At 55.1% G+C, this 18681-nt stretch carries 17 protein-coding genes; 16 read left to right on the forward strand and 1 reads right to left on the reverse strand.

Annotated features, from left to right (window positions below):
* Nucleotides 1-2 precede the first annotated feature (2 nt).
* The 9 genes from OQ371_RS04920 (at nucleotide 3) to OQ371_RS04960 (ending at nucleotide 10061) form a co-directional block, all read left to right on the forward strand.
* A complete protein-coding gene (locus OQ371_RS04920) occupies nucleotides 3-1466 on the forward strand; it encodes an alkaline phosphatase PhoX (RefSeq protein ID WP_265992670.1) in 1464 nt (487 codons plus the stop codon).
* A gap of 70 nt (nucleotides 1467-1536) precedes the next feature.
* A complete protein-coding gene (locus tag OQ371_RS04925) occupies nucleotides 1537-3363 on the forward strand; it encodes a cytochrome c peroxidase (protein ID WP_265992671.1) in 1827 nt (608 codons plus the stop codon).
* 217 nt (nucleotides 3364-3580) lie between these two features.
* Nucleotides 3581-3913 (forward strand): hypothetical protein, encoded by a 333-nt coding sequence (locus OQ371_RS04930; RefSeq protein ID WP_265992672.1) that lies wholly within the window; start codon nucleotides 3581-3583, stop codon nucleotides 3911-3913.
* A 45-nt stretch (nucleotides 3914-3958) separates the two neighbouring features.
* Nucleotides 3959-4204 carry a hypothetical protein gene (locus OQ371_RS04935; protein WP_265992673.1) on the forward strand — a complete coding sequence of 82 codons (246 nt, stop codon included), beginning with the start codon at nucleotides 3959-3961 and terminating at the stop codon, nucleotides 4202-4204.
* A gap of 151 nt (nucleotides 4205-4355) precedes the next feature.
* On the forward strand, nucleotides 4356-5327 hold the full coding sequence (locus OQ371_RS04940; protein ID WP_265992674.1) for a Na/Pi cotransporter family protein: 972 nt from the start codon (nucleotides 4356-4358) through the stop codon (nucleotides 5325-5327).
* A 294-nt stretch (nucleotides 5328-5621) separates the two neighbouring features.
* Nucleotides 5622-6101, forward strand: a complete 480-nt coding sequence (locus tag OQ371_RS04945; RefSeq protein WP_265992675.1) for a hypothetical protein — start codon at nucleotides 5622-5624, stop codon at nucleotides 6099-6101.
* 353 nt (nucleotides 6102-6454) lie between these two features.
* Complete coding sequence (locus OQ371_RS04950; protein WP_265992676.1) at nucleotides 6455-7306, forward strand: hypothetical protein; 852 nt, start codon at nucleotides 6455-6457, stop codon at nucleotides 7304-7306.
* 5 nt (nucleotides 7307-7311) lie between these two features.
* The gene (locus OQ371_RS04955) at nucleotides 7312-7758 is read left to right on the forward strand and encodes a hypothetical protein (RefSeq protein ID WP_265992677.1); all 447 of its coding nucleotides are present in this window, start codon (nucleotides 7312-7314) and stop codon (nucleotides 7756-7758) included.
* Between the two features lie 131 nt (nucleotides 7759-7889).
* On the forward strand, nucleotides 7890-10061 hold the full coding sequence (locus OQ371_RS04960; RefSeq protein ID WP_265992678.1) for an outer membrane protein assembly factor BamB family protein: 2172 nt from the start codon (nucleotides 7890-7892) through the stop codon (nucleotides 10059-10061).
* A 62-nt stretch (nucleotides 10062-10123) separates the two neighbouring features.
* On the opposite strand, the gene OQ371_RS04965 is transcribed toward OQ371_RS04960, so the two are convergent.
* Nucleotides 10124-11041: a pirin family protein gene (locus OQ371_RS04965; RefSeq protein ID WP_265992679.1), complete on the reverse strand. Its 918-nt coding sequence runs from the start codon at nucleotides 11039-11041 to the stop codon at nucleotides 10124-10126.
* Nucleotides 11042-11178: 137 nt separating this feature from the next.
* Here OQ371_RS04965 and OQ371_RS04970 point away from each other — a divergent pair, with 137 nt between their 5' ends.
* The 7 genes from OQ371_RS04970 to OQ371_RS05000 all read left to right on the forward strand — a co-directional run bounded on the left by OQ371_RS04970 (nucleotide 11179) and on the right by OQ371_RS05000 (nucleotide 18618).
* Nucleotides 11179-11547 carry a winged helix-turn-helix transcriptional regulator gene (locus OQ371_RS04970; RefSeq protein ID WP_265992680.1) on the forward strand — a complete coding sequence of 123 codons (369 nt, stop codon included), beginning with the start codon at nucleotides 11179-11181 and terminating at the stop codon, nucleotides 11545-11547.
* A 781-nt stretch (nucleotides 11548-12328) separates the two neighbouring features.
* Nucleotides 12329-15400, forward strand: a complete 3072-nt coding sequence (locus OQ371_RS04975) for a SusC/RagA family TonB-linked outer membrane protein (protein WP_265992681.1) — start codon at nucleotides 12329-12331, stop codon at nucleotides 15398-15400.
* A gap of 24 nt (nucleotides 15401-15424) precedes the next feature.
* A complete protein-coding gene (locus tag OQ371_RS04980) occupies nucleotides 15425-16987 on the forward strand; it encodes a RagB/SusD family nutrient uptake outer membrane protein (protein WP_265992682.1) in 1563 nt (520 codons plus the stop codon).
* A 36-nt stretch (nucleotides 16988-17023) separates the two neighbouring features.
* The gene (locus OQ371_RS04985) at nucleotides 17024-17176 is read left to right on the forward strand and encodes a hypothetical protein (protein WP_265992683.1); all 153 of its coding nucleotides are present in this window, start codon (nucleotides 17024-17026) and stop codon (nucleotides 17174-17176) included.
* A gap of 13 nt (nucleotides 17177-17189) precedes the next feature.
* On the forward strand, nucleotides 17190-17381 hold the full coding sequence (locus OQ371_RS04990; protein ID WP_265992684.1) for a hypothetical protein: 192 nt from the start codon (nucleotides 17190-17192) through the stop codon (nucleotides 17379-17381).
* Between the two features lie 4 nt (nucleotides 17382-17385).
* Nucleotides 17386-18339, forward strand: a complete 954-nt coding sequence (locus OQ371_RS04995; protein WP_265992685.1) for a sterol desaturase family protein — start codon at nucleotides 17386-17388, stop codon at nucleotides 18337-18339.
* A gap of 126 nt (nucleotides 18340-18465) precedes the next feature.
* On the forward strand, nucleotides 18466-18618 hold the full coding sequence (locus tag OQ371_RS05000; RefSeq protein WP_265992686.1) for a hypothetical protein: 153 nt from the start codon (nucleotides 18466-18468) through the stop codon (nucleotides 18616-18618).
* Nucleotides 18619-18681: the final 63 nt, after the last annotated feature.

Below are 18681 nucleotides of genomic sequence, written 5' to 3' on the forward strand. Positions count from 1 at the left end.
TCATGAAAATCTTTCCTCTTGGTTACCTGGCCCAGGCCACGGCCCTTGTTATGCTGGGCATGGCGGGTTGTACGCTCCAGGACCACGACTTGGCGTCCTCGAAGGTCGAACTCAAGAACCATTCTGTCACGCCGGCGCTGGTCAAAAAGCACTCTGGATTTGAAAATCTGGACGTTTACTCCCTGCTTAGCTCGGACGATAAACTCGGCCAATCGACCAATTACATTTTCGGAGGTTCGTCCGATGGGGCGGGTTTGCTCAAAAACAACGACAACACGTTTACGCTGCTGGTCAACAACGAGGATAACTTTGCCGTATCCCGGCTGACGCTCGACGAAACGTTTAAACCGGTCAAAGGCGAGTACCTGCTCAACTCAGACGGGGCGCAGTGGCGGCTTTGCTCGGCCACGATGGCGACGCCCGAGGAACACGGCTTTGGTCCGCTCTTTCTGACCTGCGGAGAAAGCGGGGAAGAATCCCGCATTCACGCCCTTAACCCATACGGCGACCCCATGACGGCGGCTGTCACCAAAGAAAAACCGGCCCTGGGACGCCAGAGTGCGGAAAATGCCGTGCCGCTGCCCAAGACAGCCTATCCGGGTAAAACGGTTATTGTTATTGGTGACGACGACAGCGCCATCTACGGCGGTCAGGTACTGCTTTACATGAGCAACTCGGTGGGTGATCTGGACAACGGAAGCTACTACATCCTGCGCCGGAAAGACCTCAACCAGCAGGAAATGACCATGAAAGCTGGGGAGTACCACGATGTGGAGTTCGTCAAAATTGAGAACCAGGCCACGCTGACGGGCCTGCAGCTCAACCAGAAAGTGGATGAAGTGAAAGCCATCAAGTTTGGCCGGGTGGAAGATGTCGACTACCGCAAGGGAGGAGCTGCTCACGGCCGTGAGGTTTATTTTACCGTAACCGGCCAGAACAACACCGGAGTCAACGCGGATTATTCGCGCTCCAAGTACGGCCGTATCTACCGCCTGAAACTGGATGAAACCGATCCGACCAAAGGCAAACTCGAAGTCGTACTGGACGGCGACGACCGGAGCGGTATTGCCAAAATCTTCCAGGACCCGGACAACATTCTGGTTACTGAGAACTACGCTTACATCCAGGAAGATCCCAACGGTTACGGCACCGAAACCCACGACGCCTACATCTACCAGTACAACCTGAATACCGGTGCGCTGAAAGTTGTTTTTGAACTCGACCACCGCCGGAACCAGCCCGACGCGGCCAAGTACAACGTCGGCGGCATGTCCAAGTTTGGCGATTGGGAAAGCAGCGGTATCATCGATATTTCCGACATCATTGGCGTACCCAACACCTTTATGTTCGGGGTGCAGCCGCATACCTGGACCGGCGACCAGTACAAGGGCGTCGACGGTGGTTCCAAACGCGTCAACGAAAAGCAGGCCAGTCAGCTTCTGATTGTGAAAGGGCTGCCCCGGTAAGTAAGCTGACTCTTTTTCTCCAATTCCTGCCGGTATGCACCGGCAGGAATTTTTCGTATTCTTAATTGTCATGAAACGTACATTGTTTATTGGCCTGGCGGGGCTCTTGCTGTTGGTGGGTTACCTGGGTTTTCGTCGGCTCAACACCCCGGTTCCGACGCCGGTACAACAGGTGCAGGCCCAGTTTCTGCGCGATGTCGTAACGCTGGATTCAACCGTTCAACGGCTGCTGGTGGTGGTAAAACAGGGCGATGCGCGGGCGCAGCAAACGGCTTTCCGGCGCGCCCGGCTCGCCTGGAAAAACGTGGAGTGGCTGGCGGAATACTATTTTCCGGCTACGGCCAAAGCCATCAACGGAGCCGCCATTCCCGAGTACGAGGAATCCGACGCCAAAACGATTGACCCTGAAGGGTTCCAGGTCGTTGAACCGCTGCTCTTTCCGGAACCCGATCCCGAGCGATACGACGAGCTGGTGCAGCAAACCGCCACCCTGGCCGCCAACGTCAAACGGCTTACCATCGTTGCGCAGAACAACCCAACCACCGATGCCCACCTTTTCGACGCTTTCCGGCTGGAAGTCTTCCGCATCATCAGCCTGGGCATCACCGGTTTTGATTCGCCCGTCGCTCAATATTCTCTTCCGGAAGCCAAAGCCGCTCTGGACGGTTTGCAACGGTATCTGGCTTTTTATCAACCCGAACTCCGACACCGTGATGCGCTGGTAGCGGACAGCCTGCAGCGGCTTTTCCAGCAAGCCCCCCGGCGGCTAAACGCAACGGGCTCTGAGGCATTCAATACTTTCGACCGACTGGCCTTCATCACCCGGATTGCCAACCCGCTCAGCAGTCTGCTGCTCGACGCGCAGACGGCGCTGGGCATCCAGCCGTTCAACGAATCGCGCGGGCTGCGGTCGAACGCCCGGACCCTTTTCGCGGCCAATGCCTTTGATGTCAACCACTACACCCCCGGCCCGGACCACCGGATGACGCCCCAACGGGTAGCGTTGGGAAAAAAGCTTTTTGCCGATCCCATTCTGTCGGGAGATGGACGCCGGGCCTGCATCAGTTGTCACCAGCCCAAGCAGGCTTTTACCGACGCCCTACCCCGTAACCGGGCACTCGACGGCCGCCGGTCGATTCTGCGCAACACCCCCACTCTCTGGAACGTAGGATTGCAACGGGCGTTGTTTGCCGATTCGCGGGTTACGTTTCTGGAAGATCAGGCAACCGACGTCGTGACCAGCACCGACGAAATGCACGGTTCCTTCGAGAAGGCCGCCCATACGCTGAAAACCGATCCGGACTACCGTCGGCAGTTTGCGGCCGCGTATTCCGACGGCATCACCTCGTTTACCATCCGCAACGCACTGGCCAGCTACGAGCGGTCGCTGGTGAGCTTCAACAGCCGGTTTGACCGCTACGTCCGGGGAGACCGGGCGGCTTTGAACGAACAGGAAATCCGGGGTTTTAACCTGTTCACGGGTCAGGCCAAGTGCGCGACCTGCCACTTCATTCCGTTGACCAACGGGCTGGTCCCTCCGCATTTCGAGAAAAGTGAAAGCGAAAACCTGGGCGTGCCTGAGAAGCTGCGGTGGAAAGGCGGCAAGCTGGATTCCGATCTGGGCAAATACAACCATACCCGGGGCGACATTCACCGGCATTCTTTCAAAACGCCCAGCCTGCGGAACGTTGAGCTTACCGCTCCGTACATGCACAACGGCGCCTTTCGAACGCTGGAAGAAGTCATTGATTTTTACGATCGCGGGGGCGGCAACGGCCTTGGCCTGCCGCAGGAAAACCAGACCCTGCCCACTGACGAACTCCGCCTAACGGCCCCCGAAAAAGCCGCCCTGATTGCCTTCATGAAAGCCCTGACGGATACCGGAGTTGATCCATAGTTCTGGAAAGTAGGAAGTTGGAAAGTCATCGCCACGGAAAAGCCGCTTGTCTGTTAATAAAATCAACAATCAGCGGGACATAGTGACGAATACCGGTTGGCAGGTTCCTCCACTGAAAGTAACCGTTTTATCACAACTAGAAATTAAATCGTGTATTTCGCTCACAATCAAGCGTTAATTCTGTTTACTAAAAAGCCCACGTTTCAATATCAAAGCAATGGCTATTCCTAAAAGTCCGAAACGGCCCTCGTCCGGCTTGTTGATCCTCCAGTTGGACCGATTTCGCGCCGAGGTCATGCGTTCCATTATCCAGGTGGTCGCTGAACTGGATGGCGATTTAAATGATCAGCTTTTCGATCTGAATTACCTGCCTCCGTCTCTCAGCAGTTCATCCGCCGAGATCAGCGCCCTCTCGAAGCCCGATGACGAGTCGTTGATTCTGGGCCTCACCGATGGCAACACCCTCGATCTGGACGACCTTTCCACCGATGATCTGGTAAAACTGTACCAATTATTAACGGATCTGGCCACCGAAATCACCGAAGACTGACCGTCTTTACCCATTTATATCACCCTGACACAACAACAAAGACCGATGGCCCAGCGAATTAAAGCAACACCCGCAAACATTATTAACCTGTGGTTTGGCGCCGATACGCTTCTGCGCCAGCAGAAAATAGACTTCAATCCCGAGTTATGGGAAGCCTGCTTGCAGGTCAGCCAGACGTTCATTCCGCCTTCCGGGGCTGTATCTGCAGAGCGTTACCGTAAATCCGATAAAGTTGCCTTCGCCCGGGCGGTGCAGCAGGAACTGGAAGTTCACCAGCTTGAACTGGCCTGAAAAGCCGCCCGTTCTTTTGAACGGAATCGGCCCACGCAAGACCCGGCGCTGGACGTCATAACTGCATTGTTAACAGAAACATAATTTAAGCGAGCAAACAAGGCCGGAACGGAATGCGTATTTTTCATAACGTTCTAAATGCTCGATGACAATGCCGTACGTAAAAATTGGGTTGTTGATGTTAGCCGGACTGGTGCTGTTTCTGTTTGCGCTCAACTACCTGGCCGAGGGACTCAAAGCCGTTTCGGGCGAAAAAATGCAGGAGTGGCTCCGGAAATTTACCCGAACGCTGGTTTCGAGCATCCTCGTGGGCGTCATCGTCACTACTCTCCTGGATTCTTCCTCCGCCGTCATCATCATGACCATTGCGCTGGTCAACTCCCGCGCGCTAACCTTTCGGCAGGCCGTCGGTATTGTGCTGGGGGCCAACATCGGCACTACGTTTTCCAGTCAGTTGATTGCGTTTACTATCGGCCAATGGTCGGGGGTACCAATGGCCATCGGTTTGGGGCTGATGGTGCTGGCCCGGCGCGAATCGTTCGTTCAATGGGGGCAGGTTATTCTGGGCTTCGGCCTGCTGTTTCTGGGTTTATTTCTGATGGAAGAAGCCGTTGAGCCGTTGAATCAACTGCCCCGCGTGGTCGATTGGATGAAAGGGCTGGCCGACCCCTGGCGCGGTGTCCTGGCGGGAGCGGGCGTAACGGTATTGCTGCAATCATCTTCCGCAACGGTCGGCATGTCGGTTGTTCTGGCCGGGCAGGGTCTGCTGACACTCGGTGCCGGTATTGCCGTGATGATGGGCGCCGAACTGGGTACCTGCGCCGATACGCTGGTAGCTTCGATTGGCCGAACCAAAGCCGCCGTCCGTACGGGTTTGTTTCACCTGTTTTTTAACCTGTTCTCCATCCTGCTGGGTTTACTGCTGATCGGCCCTTTCACAGACCTGGTGCACGCGCTCAGTAGGCAGGCTTCGGCGGAACGTCAATTAGCCAACGCGCACGTGCTGTTTAACGCGCTGGGTGTGTTGCTCGTGGCTCCGCTGGCCCCCTGGTTGGCCACCCAGATGGAACGCTGGATACCCGACAGCCAGACTTCCCGGAAGCAGCCGGTTTTATCCTCCTGAACAGTTGCCTTTGGATTGTTGAAGTACCACCGGGCTGGACCAGTGTAGCGGTACCCTTGCCTGGCGGGTACCCCGTTCGTATAGACGGGTAAGTGAGTTTCCGGTACCGGCTGGAGATTTGGCGCCCGGAATCAACAAAAACGGGTATGCTGCCCTCCGTTAAGCGATTAAAAACCGGTCAGAAAATAAAATTTTGCTTTGTTTGAGGCTAATTTAGTCAGGCTGCTGTTGGTCGAAATCGCGTCTGTGCTTTAAATTAGCAGCCTTCTTCGCTCACGGAAGATTCTTCAAAACATGAAAAACTGGCTTTTTTCACTGGCTTTTTTGCTGGCCTTCTCTTTTACCTGTTTTGCTCAGGACCAGTACATCGGCCAACCGATTGGGGAAGTTAAAGCCCAATTGGACAAAAAACGCATTGTTTATACTGAACAATCTTCACCGACGGGTGATGCCATCATTCTTTCCTACAGCGTCTCGGAGATTCAACCCGGGCGGGTGGACTTATTTTTCAATCACTCCCTCATCTTCCAGCAGGCGGCTAAAGACCACTGCGTTCAACTCATCAGTACGCCCATGCTGCAAAAACCCTGGGTTCCGGATACGCTTAAAAACCGGTTGACGACGGCGGGCTACCGAAAAATCGACGAAACCCGGTTCGTCAATGACCAAATTGGTTCTCAGGCCGTCCTGGAATACATCAGGGACACCCAGCAGCCAAACGTCCGAATGTTGCGGGTTGTGTACCGCCCGCAGCCCAAACAAGCGGAAAAATAGGTGCCTTGGCGGTACCTTTTGGATGACAACGCACAGTTTCCGACTGTAGCCCTATTTCTCTTTCTTTTTCTGATACGGCAAACACGGTCTGCAGACCCGGGCCGGTACGCGGTGGTCTTTCCCGGCTGCCACAATGCCGTCCTGCCCAAGCCCGGACTGAGGGTCATTGCTGGCCGCGCCAGCAATGATCGGCCTGCCGTTTCAACGCCGTATACGGTTTTACGGGGTGCAAAATCGGTCCCGGCGAACCGTTAAAAAAATTCCGGAAAACGGTCCGGACACCGTTGGTATCTCGTTTTAATTTCCGCTTCTTGTGTCCGATTAAGGCGATTTTTCCCCTTACTATCCTTTCCATGAAGTCAATCATTCTACCGTTTATTCTGCTGGCCTTTCTCGGCAATGGATGCGTTTCGTTTGAGTCGGTCAAAACCGTGGGAAAAGTCGGCACCGCGTTGACCGACTACAAAGCCGTTAACGAGGACGTCACGTTTTTATGCACCGAAATCAAGTCTATGCAGGGTTTTGAAAAGTTGCCCTGTGACAGCCTGGCCGACCGCAGCAAGCGGATCAACCGGGGGGTTGATATTTTGGTCGGCTACAGCGATGCGCTCCTGCTGGCCACGCAGGACGGGGATTTCACCCTGAGCGATGTGGTCGAGCAAACCGTCAGAGCCGGGAACGCGGCCCAGTGGATGGCCGTTAACGAGAACCAACTGGCAGGCGCGAAAGAAGTGTCAGACGGTATTCAGCAACTCATCACCGGCAGCATCAAACGCCGGGCCATTGGACAGGCCGTCAAAACGCAGGGGTCTTCGGTCGACCGGGTTTGTACCGGTCTACTCGAGCTGATCAGTCTCCAGCGGCAACTGTTCCAGACCTATTTAACCAGCGTTCAGCTCAGAGCCAACGAGAACGCCGGTTTTCAGCTGGCCTTGGCGCGCAAGAATAACATCGACCTGACCCCGCTCAACCTGGACAAGGACGTTCTGACGCTGGTCAAACTATACGTCAATGCGGAAACGAAAAAGCTGGACCAGGTTGAAACTACCGTTAAAGCCTTCCGGATCGGGCATCAGGAGCTGGTGAAGCAGGCCGGAAAAGTGGGCCGCAAAAAAGACGGAGAAGTTGTCAAACAGATTATTCTGTCGCTGAAAGGAATCTACACCGGTATCGAACAGTTCACTACGCCCCTCACCGCCAACTAAACGCCATGAACCGTCAGGAAATTTCCGCAACCGTCGTAGCCACCTCCCAACTCTACAATGAGATGGCCTTGTCGATCTCGCAAAAGCTGCTGGCCGACCTGCAGAACAACAAAATTGATTTTGATCATTTCATGAGCGTGAACGCCAATGTGGTCCGGCCTTTAACGCTCGCGTCGACCAAGATGGTCATTGATTCGTCCATCGCGGTCATCGACGGGCTCGACGAGCATTTTCAAGCCATTCTGGAAGGGTCAACCCGTTTGAAAGACGCCATTAACCGGCTTGAACGGGTTGAAAAGATCATCCAGACAGCCTCGCTCGTGCTGTCAACGGCGGCCCTGATTGTTACGTTCGTGGCCGCTCCCAACCTGGCATCGGCCACGGCGGCCGTTTCATCAATCGGCAACCTGGCCAATTCCCTGAAATCCGACTCTGGGGATACGGAGGAATAAACCAATAAGCCGCTCCCGTTTGGAAAACCGACGGCCGGACGCAGGCCCATTCTGTCGGAAAACGGGCCCGATGAAACACCTTAGGCTTTTTAGCCCTTTCTGCTTACCTTTCCCACAACCTTTAACCAGTTATGATTGACGTTACGAAGCGCCGGAAGCTCGTTCGGAACCGAAACCTCGTGGCCATCCTGACGGCTTTGGTATTTTGGGGTTTTATGGCTTACCAGACCAAAGACGATGGCCGGACCTGGAGCATCTACAAAGCCGACTCCCACAGCACCAGCTACGCCCGGCTCGACCAGATCAATACCACTAATGTAACCCAGCTCCAACCGGCCTGGACGTTTTCCATGCAGGACATGAAAACCGGCGCCCGCCCGGGCCGGAGCGAATGCAACCCGATTGTGGTCGACGGCGTGCTGTATGCCACCTCCGCCAAGCATTGGGTGTACGCGGTCAATGCCGCTTCCGGCGAACCAATCTGGTCGTTCGATCCGTTTGACGGCGCAGAAGGCGGGGGCGTCAGCCGCGGGGTCACCTACTGGGAAGACGGCAACGACAAGCGCATTCTGGTGACCGGGGGCGATCAGTTGTTTGCCCTCAACGCCCGCACTGGTCAGCCGATTCCCGGCTTTGGCAAAAACGGGCGTGTCAGTATGAACGTCGGGATGCGCGACGACCCCGAAACCATCTCCGTCATTCCAACCTCCCCCGGAATTGTGTACAAAGACCTGCTCATCATGGGCGCCGAGGTATCCGAGCTGTACGGGGCCCAGCCGGGGTATATTCGGGCCTATCACTGCAAAACCGGCAAGCTGGTCTGGACGTTTCATACCATTCCGCTGCCCGGTGAGCCCGGCTACGAAACCTGGCCGAAAGATGCCCATAAATACGCCGGAGGAGCCAACGACTGGGCCGGTATGAGCCTAGATTTGGAGCGGGGGATGGTTTTCCTGGCGCTGGGTTCTCCCTCTTACGATTATTACGGGGCCGACCGCATCGGGCAGAATCTGTACGGCAACAGCGTGGTTGCGCTCGACGCGGCCACGGGCCACTACCGCTGGCATTTTCAGACCATTCACCACGACTTATGGGATTACGACCTGCCCGCCCCCCCGAATCTGGTGACGGTCGAACGCGACGGTAAACGCGTTGATGCAGTGGCCCAGGTGACCAAGCACGGTTTCATTTTCGTTTTTGACCGCGTAACCGGCCAGCCGCTGTTCCCGATTGAAGAACGCCCGGTTCCCGCTTCCACCATTCCCGGCGAACAGGCCTGGCCCACGCAGCCGTTTCCGTTGAAACCCAAGCCGTTTGCCCGGCAGTACATGAGCGAGCAGGACCTGACGCACTATACCGATGCGGGACACGATTCAATTGTGAAAAAATACCGCTCCATGCGGTATGAAGGACTTTTTACGCCCCCGGATTTGAAAGGAACGCTCATGCTGCCCGGCTCCCGGGGCGGGGCCGAATGGGGTGGTGCGGCTTACGATCCGGCCAGCAGCGTGCTTTTTGTCAAATCCAACGACTCACCCGAGATTGAATCGATGGTCAAAGTTGATCCCGAGCAGGAGGCCCAGAACATGACCGTATTTCAGCAGGGGAAAGCCTTGTATATGACCTACTGCGTGGCCTGTCACGGCAAGGACAAAAACGGCGACGAACCAAACTACCCGTCGCTGATCGGCTTGAAAAACCGGATGACCCGGGAAGCGGCTCTGGACAAAATCAAAAAAGGGGGCGGAAAAATGCCCGCGTTTGCCAGCGTTGTCAAAGGCAAGGAAAAGGGCATCATCGCTTTTCTGTACGAACGGGAGCAGCAGGCCAGTGACGCGGTAACCAAATTCGAAACCGGCAAAACCAAGAAAGGTGCCGACCGTTACCTCAATCTGACGGCCTACGGTCATTTCCGCGACCCTGACGGTAACCCGGCGCTCCGTCCGCCCTGGGGCACACTAAGCGCCGTTAACCTGACCACGGGCGATTACGTCTGGCAGATTCCGTTGGGAAATGACGAAAAACGGCAGGAAAAAGGCGCGCCGGAAACCGGTCAGGAAGGTTCGGCGGGGCCAATCGTCACGTCCGGCGGACTGGTTTTTATCAGCGGCACCAATGACCGAAAACTGCGGGCTTTCGATAAAAACACCGGAAAACTCATTTGGTCGACCACCCTGCCGGCCGTTGCCAACGCCACGCCCTGCACCTACATGGTCAAGGGGAAACAGTACGTGGCCATCTCCGTTGGGGGTACGGAAAAGAACCCTTCCGGCTCCATCATGGCTTTCGCACTGCCACGCTGACAATAGGGAATTGTCTAAAACGCCAGAGCCTCCAACGGAGGCTCTGGCGTTTTAGCGAAAAATCAGTAGCTCAGCCGCTGGGCTTCGGGCAGCGTGGATACATGATTCATTTGACCGTGCCGAAACGCCCGGTAAAGTTCTCTGATCTCATCGGCTGTATCGGCAATGAACGGACCGTGCGAAACAATCGGATCGTTTTGCGGCTGGGCGGCATACAACACCACCCGCCCTCCGGATGCACCCGCCGTCAAACGCAGTTCACTGACCGCATCGCCCGTAAGCCGGTTGAGCCAGCCCACCTGATTCGGTTGCAAAACCGTCTGTTCATCGCCGACGGCTACGCTGCCTTCCAAAACGTACAGAAAGGCGTTGAAAGCGGCCGGGAGTTGCTGCGTGGTGCCGACACCCGGCCGCAGGTGAAGATCAGCCACGATAAGCGGAACGTAATTTTGTACGGGCGACGTAATCCCCGCCAGCGAACCGCTGTACAACCGGATGGTAAGTCCATCCTGCGATACCGTGGGAACCTGCGCCAGCGGAAGATCCTGCACGCGGGGAGCGGCCCAGCGATCTTTCTTCGGCAGGTTCAGCCACATCTGCAAAAGCCGCATTTTTACTTTCTTCTCAATGCTTTCCGTATGAACAATGCCGCTTCCGGCCGTCATGATCTGAAAGTCACCCGCTTCCATTCGGTGCCCCGAATCGCCGACTTCACCCTCCAGCAGCAGGGAGACGGTTTCAAAACCAGCGTGGGGGTGCGGACCGCCCACGGGTTCGTCGCTCTTTTTATCGAGTACATCGTCCATCAGCACAATAAACGGATCGCTTTGCGAAAAATCGGTTTGAATGACCGCCCGGGCGGTGTGCTCGGGTCCCAGAAAACCGGGTTGGGCGGGTGGTGTATGGACGGCAGATAACGTTCTTTTCAGAGCTGTCTCCGGTTTTGCAATCAGTTGTGTTTCCATGATCTTGGTATTCATTTAGTAAATTTCAACGGTAATCCACTGAAGCAGAAGATCGTTGTCATTTATGAAACAAATGTATCCTTATTTACTATACATTTGTAAGCCCTATACTTCTTGATAGCGCTATCCTCTATGATAGTACAGTAAGCCTTATGGAAAATACAGTCATTGAACCCGAACATTCGGAATCAGCGTGCAAAGGCACGTTGCGTCCCATCCGCGACGCGCTGGACATTCTAAACGGAAAGTGGAAACTTCCGATCATCGTAGCGCTCACCTTCGGCGAAAAGCGGTTCAGCGAAATCGCCAAGGAAGTTGACGGCATCACCGACCGGATGCTCTCCAAAGAATTGCAGGATCTGGTCACCAACGGGCTGGTTCAGCGAACCGTGGAAGAAACTTTCCCCGTCAAAGTGACGTACTCCCTGACCCCGCACAGCAAATCGCTGAACGAGGTGATTGAAGCGCTCCGGAAATGGGGGCTTTTGCACAAGTCTTATCTGGTAAACCGGGACCGATGACCGTGCCGACTGCTGTTCAATAACGAAGCGGAGCCACAGTTGAGACGGTCTTGAAAAGTCTTATTGAGCTTCAGAATGCCCTTTTGACGCAGCTGTATCCAACTTATCCTGAAATCCCCCCGAAAAATCCAATCACTAACGAATTGGTTGTCAATTTGCTAATAAAAGAGGCAAATTCCTTGCATTTCGATTTTGCTTTACATTACTTTGTCGCGTGACTTAGTAGACTAAGTCACCCCCAACGCCGACGCCCCCAGTTCGGTTTTCGGCTATGTTTAACCTTTCATTTTATAAAAATGAAAAACAGGTTTACCGTTCCGGCATCGTCTACTCAATCTGTTGATTGGATGCTCTCTTCTTCAGGCAAGTTCCTATCGGTATGGAGTGCGGATGGCTGCTGTTGTTGCTAGCCGTCTGAGTTTTCCCGTAACGTATTGTACGTTCATCCTTTTCTGCCCCGGTTGTCGATTTATTTCCCAATACGTGTAAACACTACGGCTTACCGTAAACCGTTTTACACGGCTTGCGACGGCTCTCTTCTAAGAGCCGGATAACCGCTGCGTCGTATGGTACGGAAGCACCAGCATATTCTATATAAAATCCATAGACATTATTATATTCACACAAAACTCAACCATAACGCTATAGAACAACACAAAAAAGCCAGCCCTGCGGCAACAGGGCTGGCTGGTTAACACAAGGCTCACTTTGGCAAATGATTCAGGCAGTCGCTTCAACGACTGTCCCAGTACCTTATTTTTTATTTAACCAGTACAAAACAATGAAAAAAAGTTTATTTTTCGTACTTGGGCTGGGCTTTTTGCTCCATGCTTTTGGCCTTTCGGCCCAGGATACAGGCCCCGTCATTAACGCTACCCTCTCTGGCAAAATCATCGATTCCAGGACCAAAGAACCGCTCCCGGGCGCTTCCGTCCAGATCAAAGGAACGACCAACGGTGCCATTACCGATGCCGAAGGAAAATTTGCCCTCAAGACCGGCCAGAAGCTTCCTTTCGTTCTGCTTGTTAACTACATCGGATACATTTCTCAGGAAGTCGTCGCAGCGACCAATAGCATTGATATCCAACTGGTTGAAAGTGTTAACCAACTCAGCGAGCTAGTCGTTGTTGGGTACGGCACCCAGAAACGGAGCGACATTACCGGTTCCATTGCCTCCATTCCGGCGGAGGTTAAAATGCAACCGGTGGCTTCGGCCGAACGGCTTTTGCAGGGAGCCGTCGCCGGAGCCGTCGTTACCCAGACGTCCGGCCAGCCGGGCGGGGGCGTCAGCGTTCAGATTCGGGGCAACAACTCCATCACGGCGGGCAGCGATCCGCTCTACGTGATCGACGGTTTTCCGATTAACAACGATTACACCCTCAACGACGCGGGCGTGACCAATGGGGCAAAGATCAACCCCATGTCGACCATCAACACGGCTGACATTGAATCGATTGACGTTCTGAAAGACGCATCCGCTACGGCTATTTACGGTTCCCGGGGCGCCAACGGCGTGGTCATCATCACTACCAAAAATGCCTCCAAAGGCAAATCGTCCATTACCTACGACGGCTATTATGGGATTCAGAGCGTCATCCGGACCGTGCCCGTGCTCAACGCCGGTGAGTGGTGGCAACTGCGGAAGGATGCGGCCCGCAACTCGGGCAAAAGCGTATCGATTCCGTCGACCATCGGTTACTCCCTCGATACCAGCGGAGTCGGCACCGACTGGCAGGCCGCAGCCTTCCGGGAAGCGCCCATCCAGAGCCACAGCCTTTCGATTCTGTCGGGTTCGGACAAAACAAAACTGGCGCTATCGGGCAATTACTTCAGCCAGCAGGGCATTTTGCAAAACACCGGCTTCGACCGGTTTTCGGCCCGCATCAACATCATTCACGACTACAGCAAAAAACTGCGGCTGAGCGCCAGCATTACCGGGAGTACGAGCAAGGCCGATGTGGCCCCGGCGGCCATTGTGGGCAATCTGCTGCTGACCCCGCCCGCCCTTCCCATCTACCGGCAGGATGGTTCGTTTGTGGTCAACAGCCCGTTTGAATCCAGCCTGCAAAACCCGATCAACTCACTCTACAACCAGTTGAACGAAACCCGCACGAACCGGTTTCTGGGGAACATCTCCGCCGAGTATACCCTTGCCGACGGACTGATCGCCAAAGTCCTGTTCGGAGCCGACGTGGTTGACAACAAACAAAACCGCTACCTGCCCATCGCCACCGCCGAAGGCCAGAACTTGCAGGGCAATGCGCTGGTCGGTTCGGCTTTCACAACCAACTGGCTGAATGAAAACACGTTGAGCTACACCCGGGAGATCGACGCGAAAAACAAGATTGATGCCGTTGTCGGGTTTACGGCCCAGCAGTCGGATTCAAAAGGGGCCGTGGCCGAAGCCGCCGGTTTTGCCACCGATGCCTTTTCGTACAATAACCTGGGAACCGGAATTACCAACCGGACGCCCAGTTCATTCGCCACCCGATGGGCGCTGGCTTCGTACCTGGGCCGCGTCAATTACGCCTACGACGACCGGTATTTGCTGACGCTGACCCTGCGCGCCGACGGTTCTTCCCGGTTTGGCCAGGGCAACAAGTGGGGCTATTTCCCCTCGGCGGCTTTCGGCTGGAACGTCAACAATGAGTCGTTTTTCAAGAATGTCCAGCACGTGAGTTTGCTGAAAGTCCGGTTGAGCGCCGGTCTGACGGGGAACCAGAGCATTCCGCCGTACCAGTCGCTGTCGCAACTCGCTTATTTCCGGTACAACTTTTCCAACACCACCGTGGCCGGTTTTGCCCCGAACACCATTCCTAACCCCGGTTTGGGCTGGGAAAAAACCTTCCAGGTCGACGGCGGGGTTGATGTGGGCCTGCTGAACAACCGCATTCAGCTGGTGGCCGATTATTACTACAAAAAAACCACCGACCTGCTGTTGTCGCGCACGGTGCCGGGCACATCCGGACTTTCGAACTTCTACGGCGGACAGGCTTCCACGATTTACCAGAACATCGGGGCCGTTTCCAATCAGGGCATCGAACTGTACCTCAACTCGCGTAACCTGACGGGCGATTTCAAGTGGAACACGATTCTGGTGTATTCTAAAAACACGAATAAAATCTTGAGCTTGGGCGACGGTGTTACTCAGATCATTCCGAATATTTCGCAGGCTTCCATCGCCAAAGTTGGCTACCCACTCGGTTCGTTCATCGTTTATCAGACTGACGGGGTGATTCAGAACGGCGACGCGGCCCTGACGCCCCAGGCCAACAAAAGCCCGGGTGGTCAGAAGTACAAGGACATCAACGGCGACGGCGTCATTACCCAGGCCGGCGACCGGATCGTCATTGCCAACCAACCGGGTTTTACGGCCGGTTTGACCAACACCTTCAGCTACAAAGGCTTCGACCTGACGGTTTTCTTCCAGGGCAATTTTGGCGGAAAAATTTATAACGAGAACCGCGCCAACCTCGAACTTGGAACCGGCTACGTGAACGCATCCCGGGATTTGTTGAACCGCTGGACACCCACCAATACGGACACGGACGTAAAAGCGGCTTACCAGGACCCGGCCATCACCATCTCGGACCGCTTCATCGAAGACGGTACCTACGTGCGACTGAAGAACATTTCGCTGGGTTACTCGATTCCGAAAAGTCTGCTGGCCAAAGCCCGGATTACTAACCTGCGCATCTACGTATCGTCACAGAACGCCGTCACCTGGACCAACTACACGGGTTACGATCCCGAGGTCAGCCTCAATGGTCAATCGCTGATCAACAAGGGGGTGGATTCGGGCGTGTACCCCAACAGCAAATCATACCAGGCCGGAATCTCCCTGACTTTTTAATCAAGAATTTTAAAGTAACCGAAAATGAAAGCGTTAACTTATACCGCCGTCGCCCTGCTTTTTCTGGCAACGGCATCCTGCTCCGAATTTTTGAAAGAAAGTCCGGAAGCGTTTCAGTCGGAAGATCAATACTACAAGACGCAGGCCGACGCGATCACGGCCGTCAATGCCGCTTATTTTCTGCTTAATTCGGGCGGCACTATCCAGACGCCTTACAACACGCTGTTCAACACCGGGATGAACATGGCCAGCGATGACGAAGACCCGGGGCCGGGTGCCACCAACCCCGACGTACGGTCGCTGTCGGTGCTGGCCCACTCCTCCACCAACCTGCGCGTCTACGAAATCTGGCAGCAGCATTACGCAGCCGTCAAAAAGACCAATGTGGCGCTGGAGAAAATTCCGGCGATTGAATTTGACGCGACCCTGAAGGCCCGGCTGTTGGGCGAGGCCAAGTTCCTGCGGGCGCTCTACTACTTCAACCTCGTGCGCCTGTACGGTGACGTACCGCTGATTACGGAGTACCAGAAGGCCGTTTCGGCGTCGGACTACGCGGTTGCCAAATCGCCATCGACGGCGGTTTATGCGCAGATTGAGAAAGACCTTACCGAAGCGGCCAGCGTTTTGCCCGCTTCCTACAGCGCCCCGGATGTGGGCCGGGCCACGGCCGGAGCGGCCAAAGCTCTGCTGGCGAAAGTGTACCTGACGAAGGCGTCGCTGCCGCTCAACATCGCGGCTCATTACCAGGATGCCGTCAAAAAAGCAGAGGAAGCGTTGTCGTCGGCCGACGGTGGAACGGGCACTTACGGTTACAACCTGATTCCCAACTACGCCGACGTGTTTTTGCCCGCAACGGAAAATGGCGTGGAGCATATTTTCTCCGCCCAGTTCAAATCCAATTCGCAGGGTCAGGGAAACAACGAAATGTCGCGGGCCATTCTGTCGGCCATTCCCGGACTTCCCGGCAACTACGCCCACATGGTCCGGTTTTACACGGAAGGAGCCGACAAGTTTTACAGCATTTACAAGATGTACAAGCCCGCCGACAAGCGCAAACGCGCCACATTCGTCACGAGCTTTACCAGCCCGACCAACGGTCGTAAGTACGCGCTGCCGTTTGCCAACCCGGCCGTTCCGAACGATTCGACGCCCTTCTTCAACAAGTGGTGGGACCCCAACTCGCTGGCCGTTAGCAGCGAAGCGGGAACCAACGTGCCCATCCTGCGCTACGCCGAACTCCTGCTGATTCACGCCGAAGCCGAAAACGAAGCCAACGGCCCCACCGCCAAAGCCTACAAATCGCTGAACCGCGTGCGCAACCGGGCCGGATTGCCGGATTTAACGCCGGGCCTGACCAAGGATCAGTTCCGGGATTCGCTCTACCTCGACCGCCGGCTCGAACTGGTCTACGAGTACCAGCGCTGGTTTGACCTGATCCGGCAGAAGGACGGGGCCGGCAACAGCACGTTTGTGCGGAACCTGCATAAAGTAGGCAAAACCAACGCAACGGATAAAAACCGGCTGTACCCCATCCCGCAGTCGGAAATCGACAACAACGCGCTGCTGACGCAAAATCCGGGTTGGTAACCCATCCGATTGTGACCCTAAAACCAATAAACCGCTATGACCCGATCCGACTTTGTTCTGCTGGCGAAAAAGATTGCCGTTGGCATTCTAGTCACGCTGATTCCTTTTCTGATTTTGTTCTGGGGCCTGCGCCTGACGCAGACGCTGCTGAAGCCCTCGCCCCAGAACACCCAGGTTCATCACCCTTAAACCGTCGTCTCGTATGAAAATGGAACCCCGAATTGCCCGGCGCATCGTTCGCAATGCCCTGCTCAGCGTGCTGCTCTACGCGCTGCCGGTGCTGCTGATGTTTGCTACGTTCTACGTAACCGGACAGCGCCCCTGGGAGGAAAAGGCCCGGCAAAAAGCGGCCAAGGCAGCCGCCGTGACAAAAGTTACACCACAAACCCGTTAACGCCATGATTCATTTCTTTGAAGAAGTTTTCCGAAATCTGAACTCCTGGGGGCTGCCCACGCTGGTTCTGCTGATTGGTATTGTTGAGTTTTCGTTTGGCCTGTACAACAAGCACTGGGACAAAAACGAAAAGCTGCTGGACATTGCCTGTTTTACGCTGCCGAAGCTGGTCATCCGCCCGCTGGTGACGTATTTTAGCCTGAAATTTCTGCCGCTCGCGCTACCGGATTTCAAAGATGCGTTCGATTGGGTGCCGTTCTGGTGGGGCTTCGCCATCATTGCCGTGGCCGACGACCTGACGCAGTACTGGTACCACCGGCTGCACCACGAAGTGCCCTTCCTCTGGCGTTTTCACCGGACGCACCACTCCGCCCCGTACATGGGCATGGCGATGGCGAGCCGGCAGAACATCATCTACACGATGTTTTTTTCGCAGACGTATCTGACGGCCGTTCTGGTGTATCTGGGATTAGGCTACCCGGCCCTGTTCGTTCGGGGTATCAAGTCGATGATTACGACGCTGGCGCACTCGAGCATTCCCTGGGACAAACCGTTCTACGACAACAAGTGGCTGCATCCCGTCGCCTGGGTGCTTGAACGGCTCATCTCGACCCCGGCCACGCACCACGCCCACCACGCCGATACAACCGACGACGGTGTGGGGCACTACAAAGGCAATTTCGGTAACATGTTCTTTTTGTGGGACGTCATTTTCGGGACGGGCCTGATTACCCGCCAATACCCGAAGTCGTACGGTATTTCCCACTACCAGCAGGAGGAATGGTACGCCCAGTTTATGTGGCCCATCCTGAAATCAAAGAAAGAAGGCAGTGAACTCGCGCACGGCGGTCCGATGGTAAAGGAAGAACCCAGCAAGGGCCAGACTCCTGTGGCGATTGAAACGCCGTTGATTTCGCCGGGCCTGGCCGCGATTGAGCCCGAATTAAAAGTCATTTGAATCTTACTGTTTTTCACCGCCCAGGTAGGGCGGTGAAAAACAGTAAGGCATACCCTTACCAGCTTTTGTCGAACAAATGGGAGTTGATGAGTCACACGACCAAGTTAATCTTATGCCCTTTACGGGTTGCTTACGAACGTCGTCCAGGCGTCGCCCAACAAGGTGCACATCGACACGAAATTCACCCGGTACCGGAAAGACGGCAGCCAGGTCGCTTCCTACGAATCGCTGTACGTCCTGACCAAAGAAGAAGGCCGGTGGGGCCAAATTGCGGTCTAGTTTCGCCGAGTAAATAAGAAAACCATCAAAAACGTATGGGTTTATCCTGCATCCGAAACCCGT

The sequence above is a fragment of the Larkinella insperata genome, assembly GCF_026248825.1.
Taxonomy (GTDB): domain Bacteria; phylum Bacteroidota; class Bacteroidia; order Cytophagales; family Spirosomataceae; genus Larkinella; species Larkinella insperata.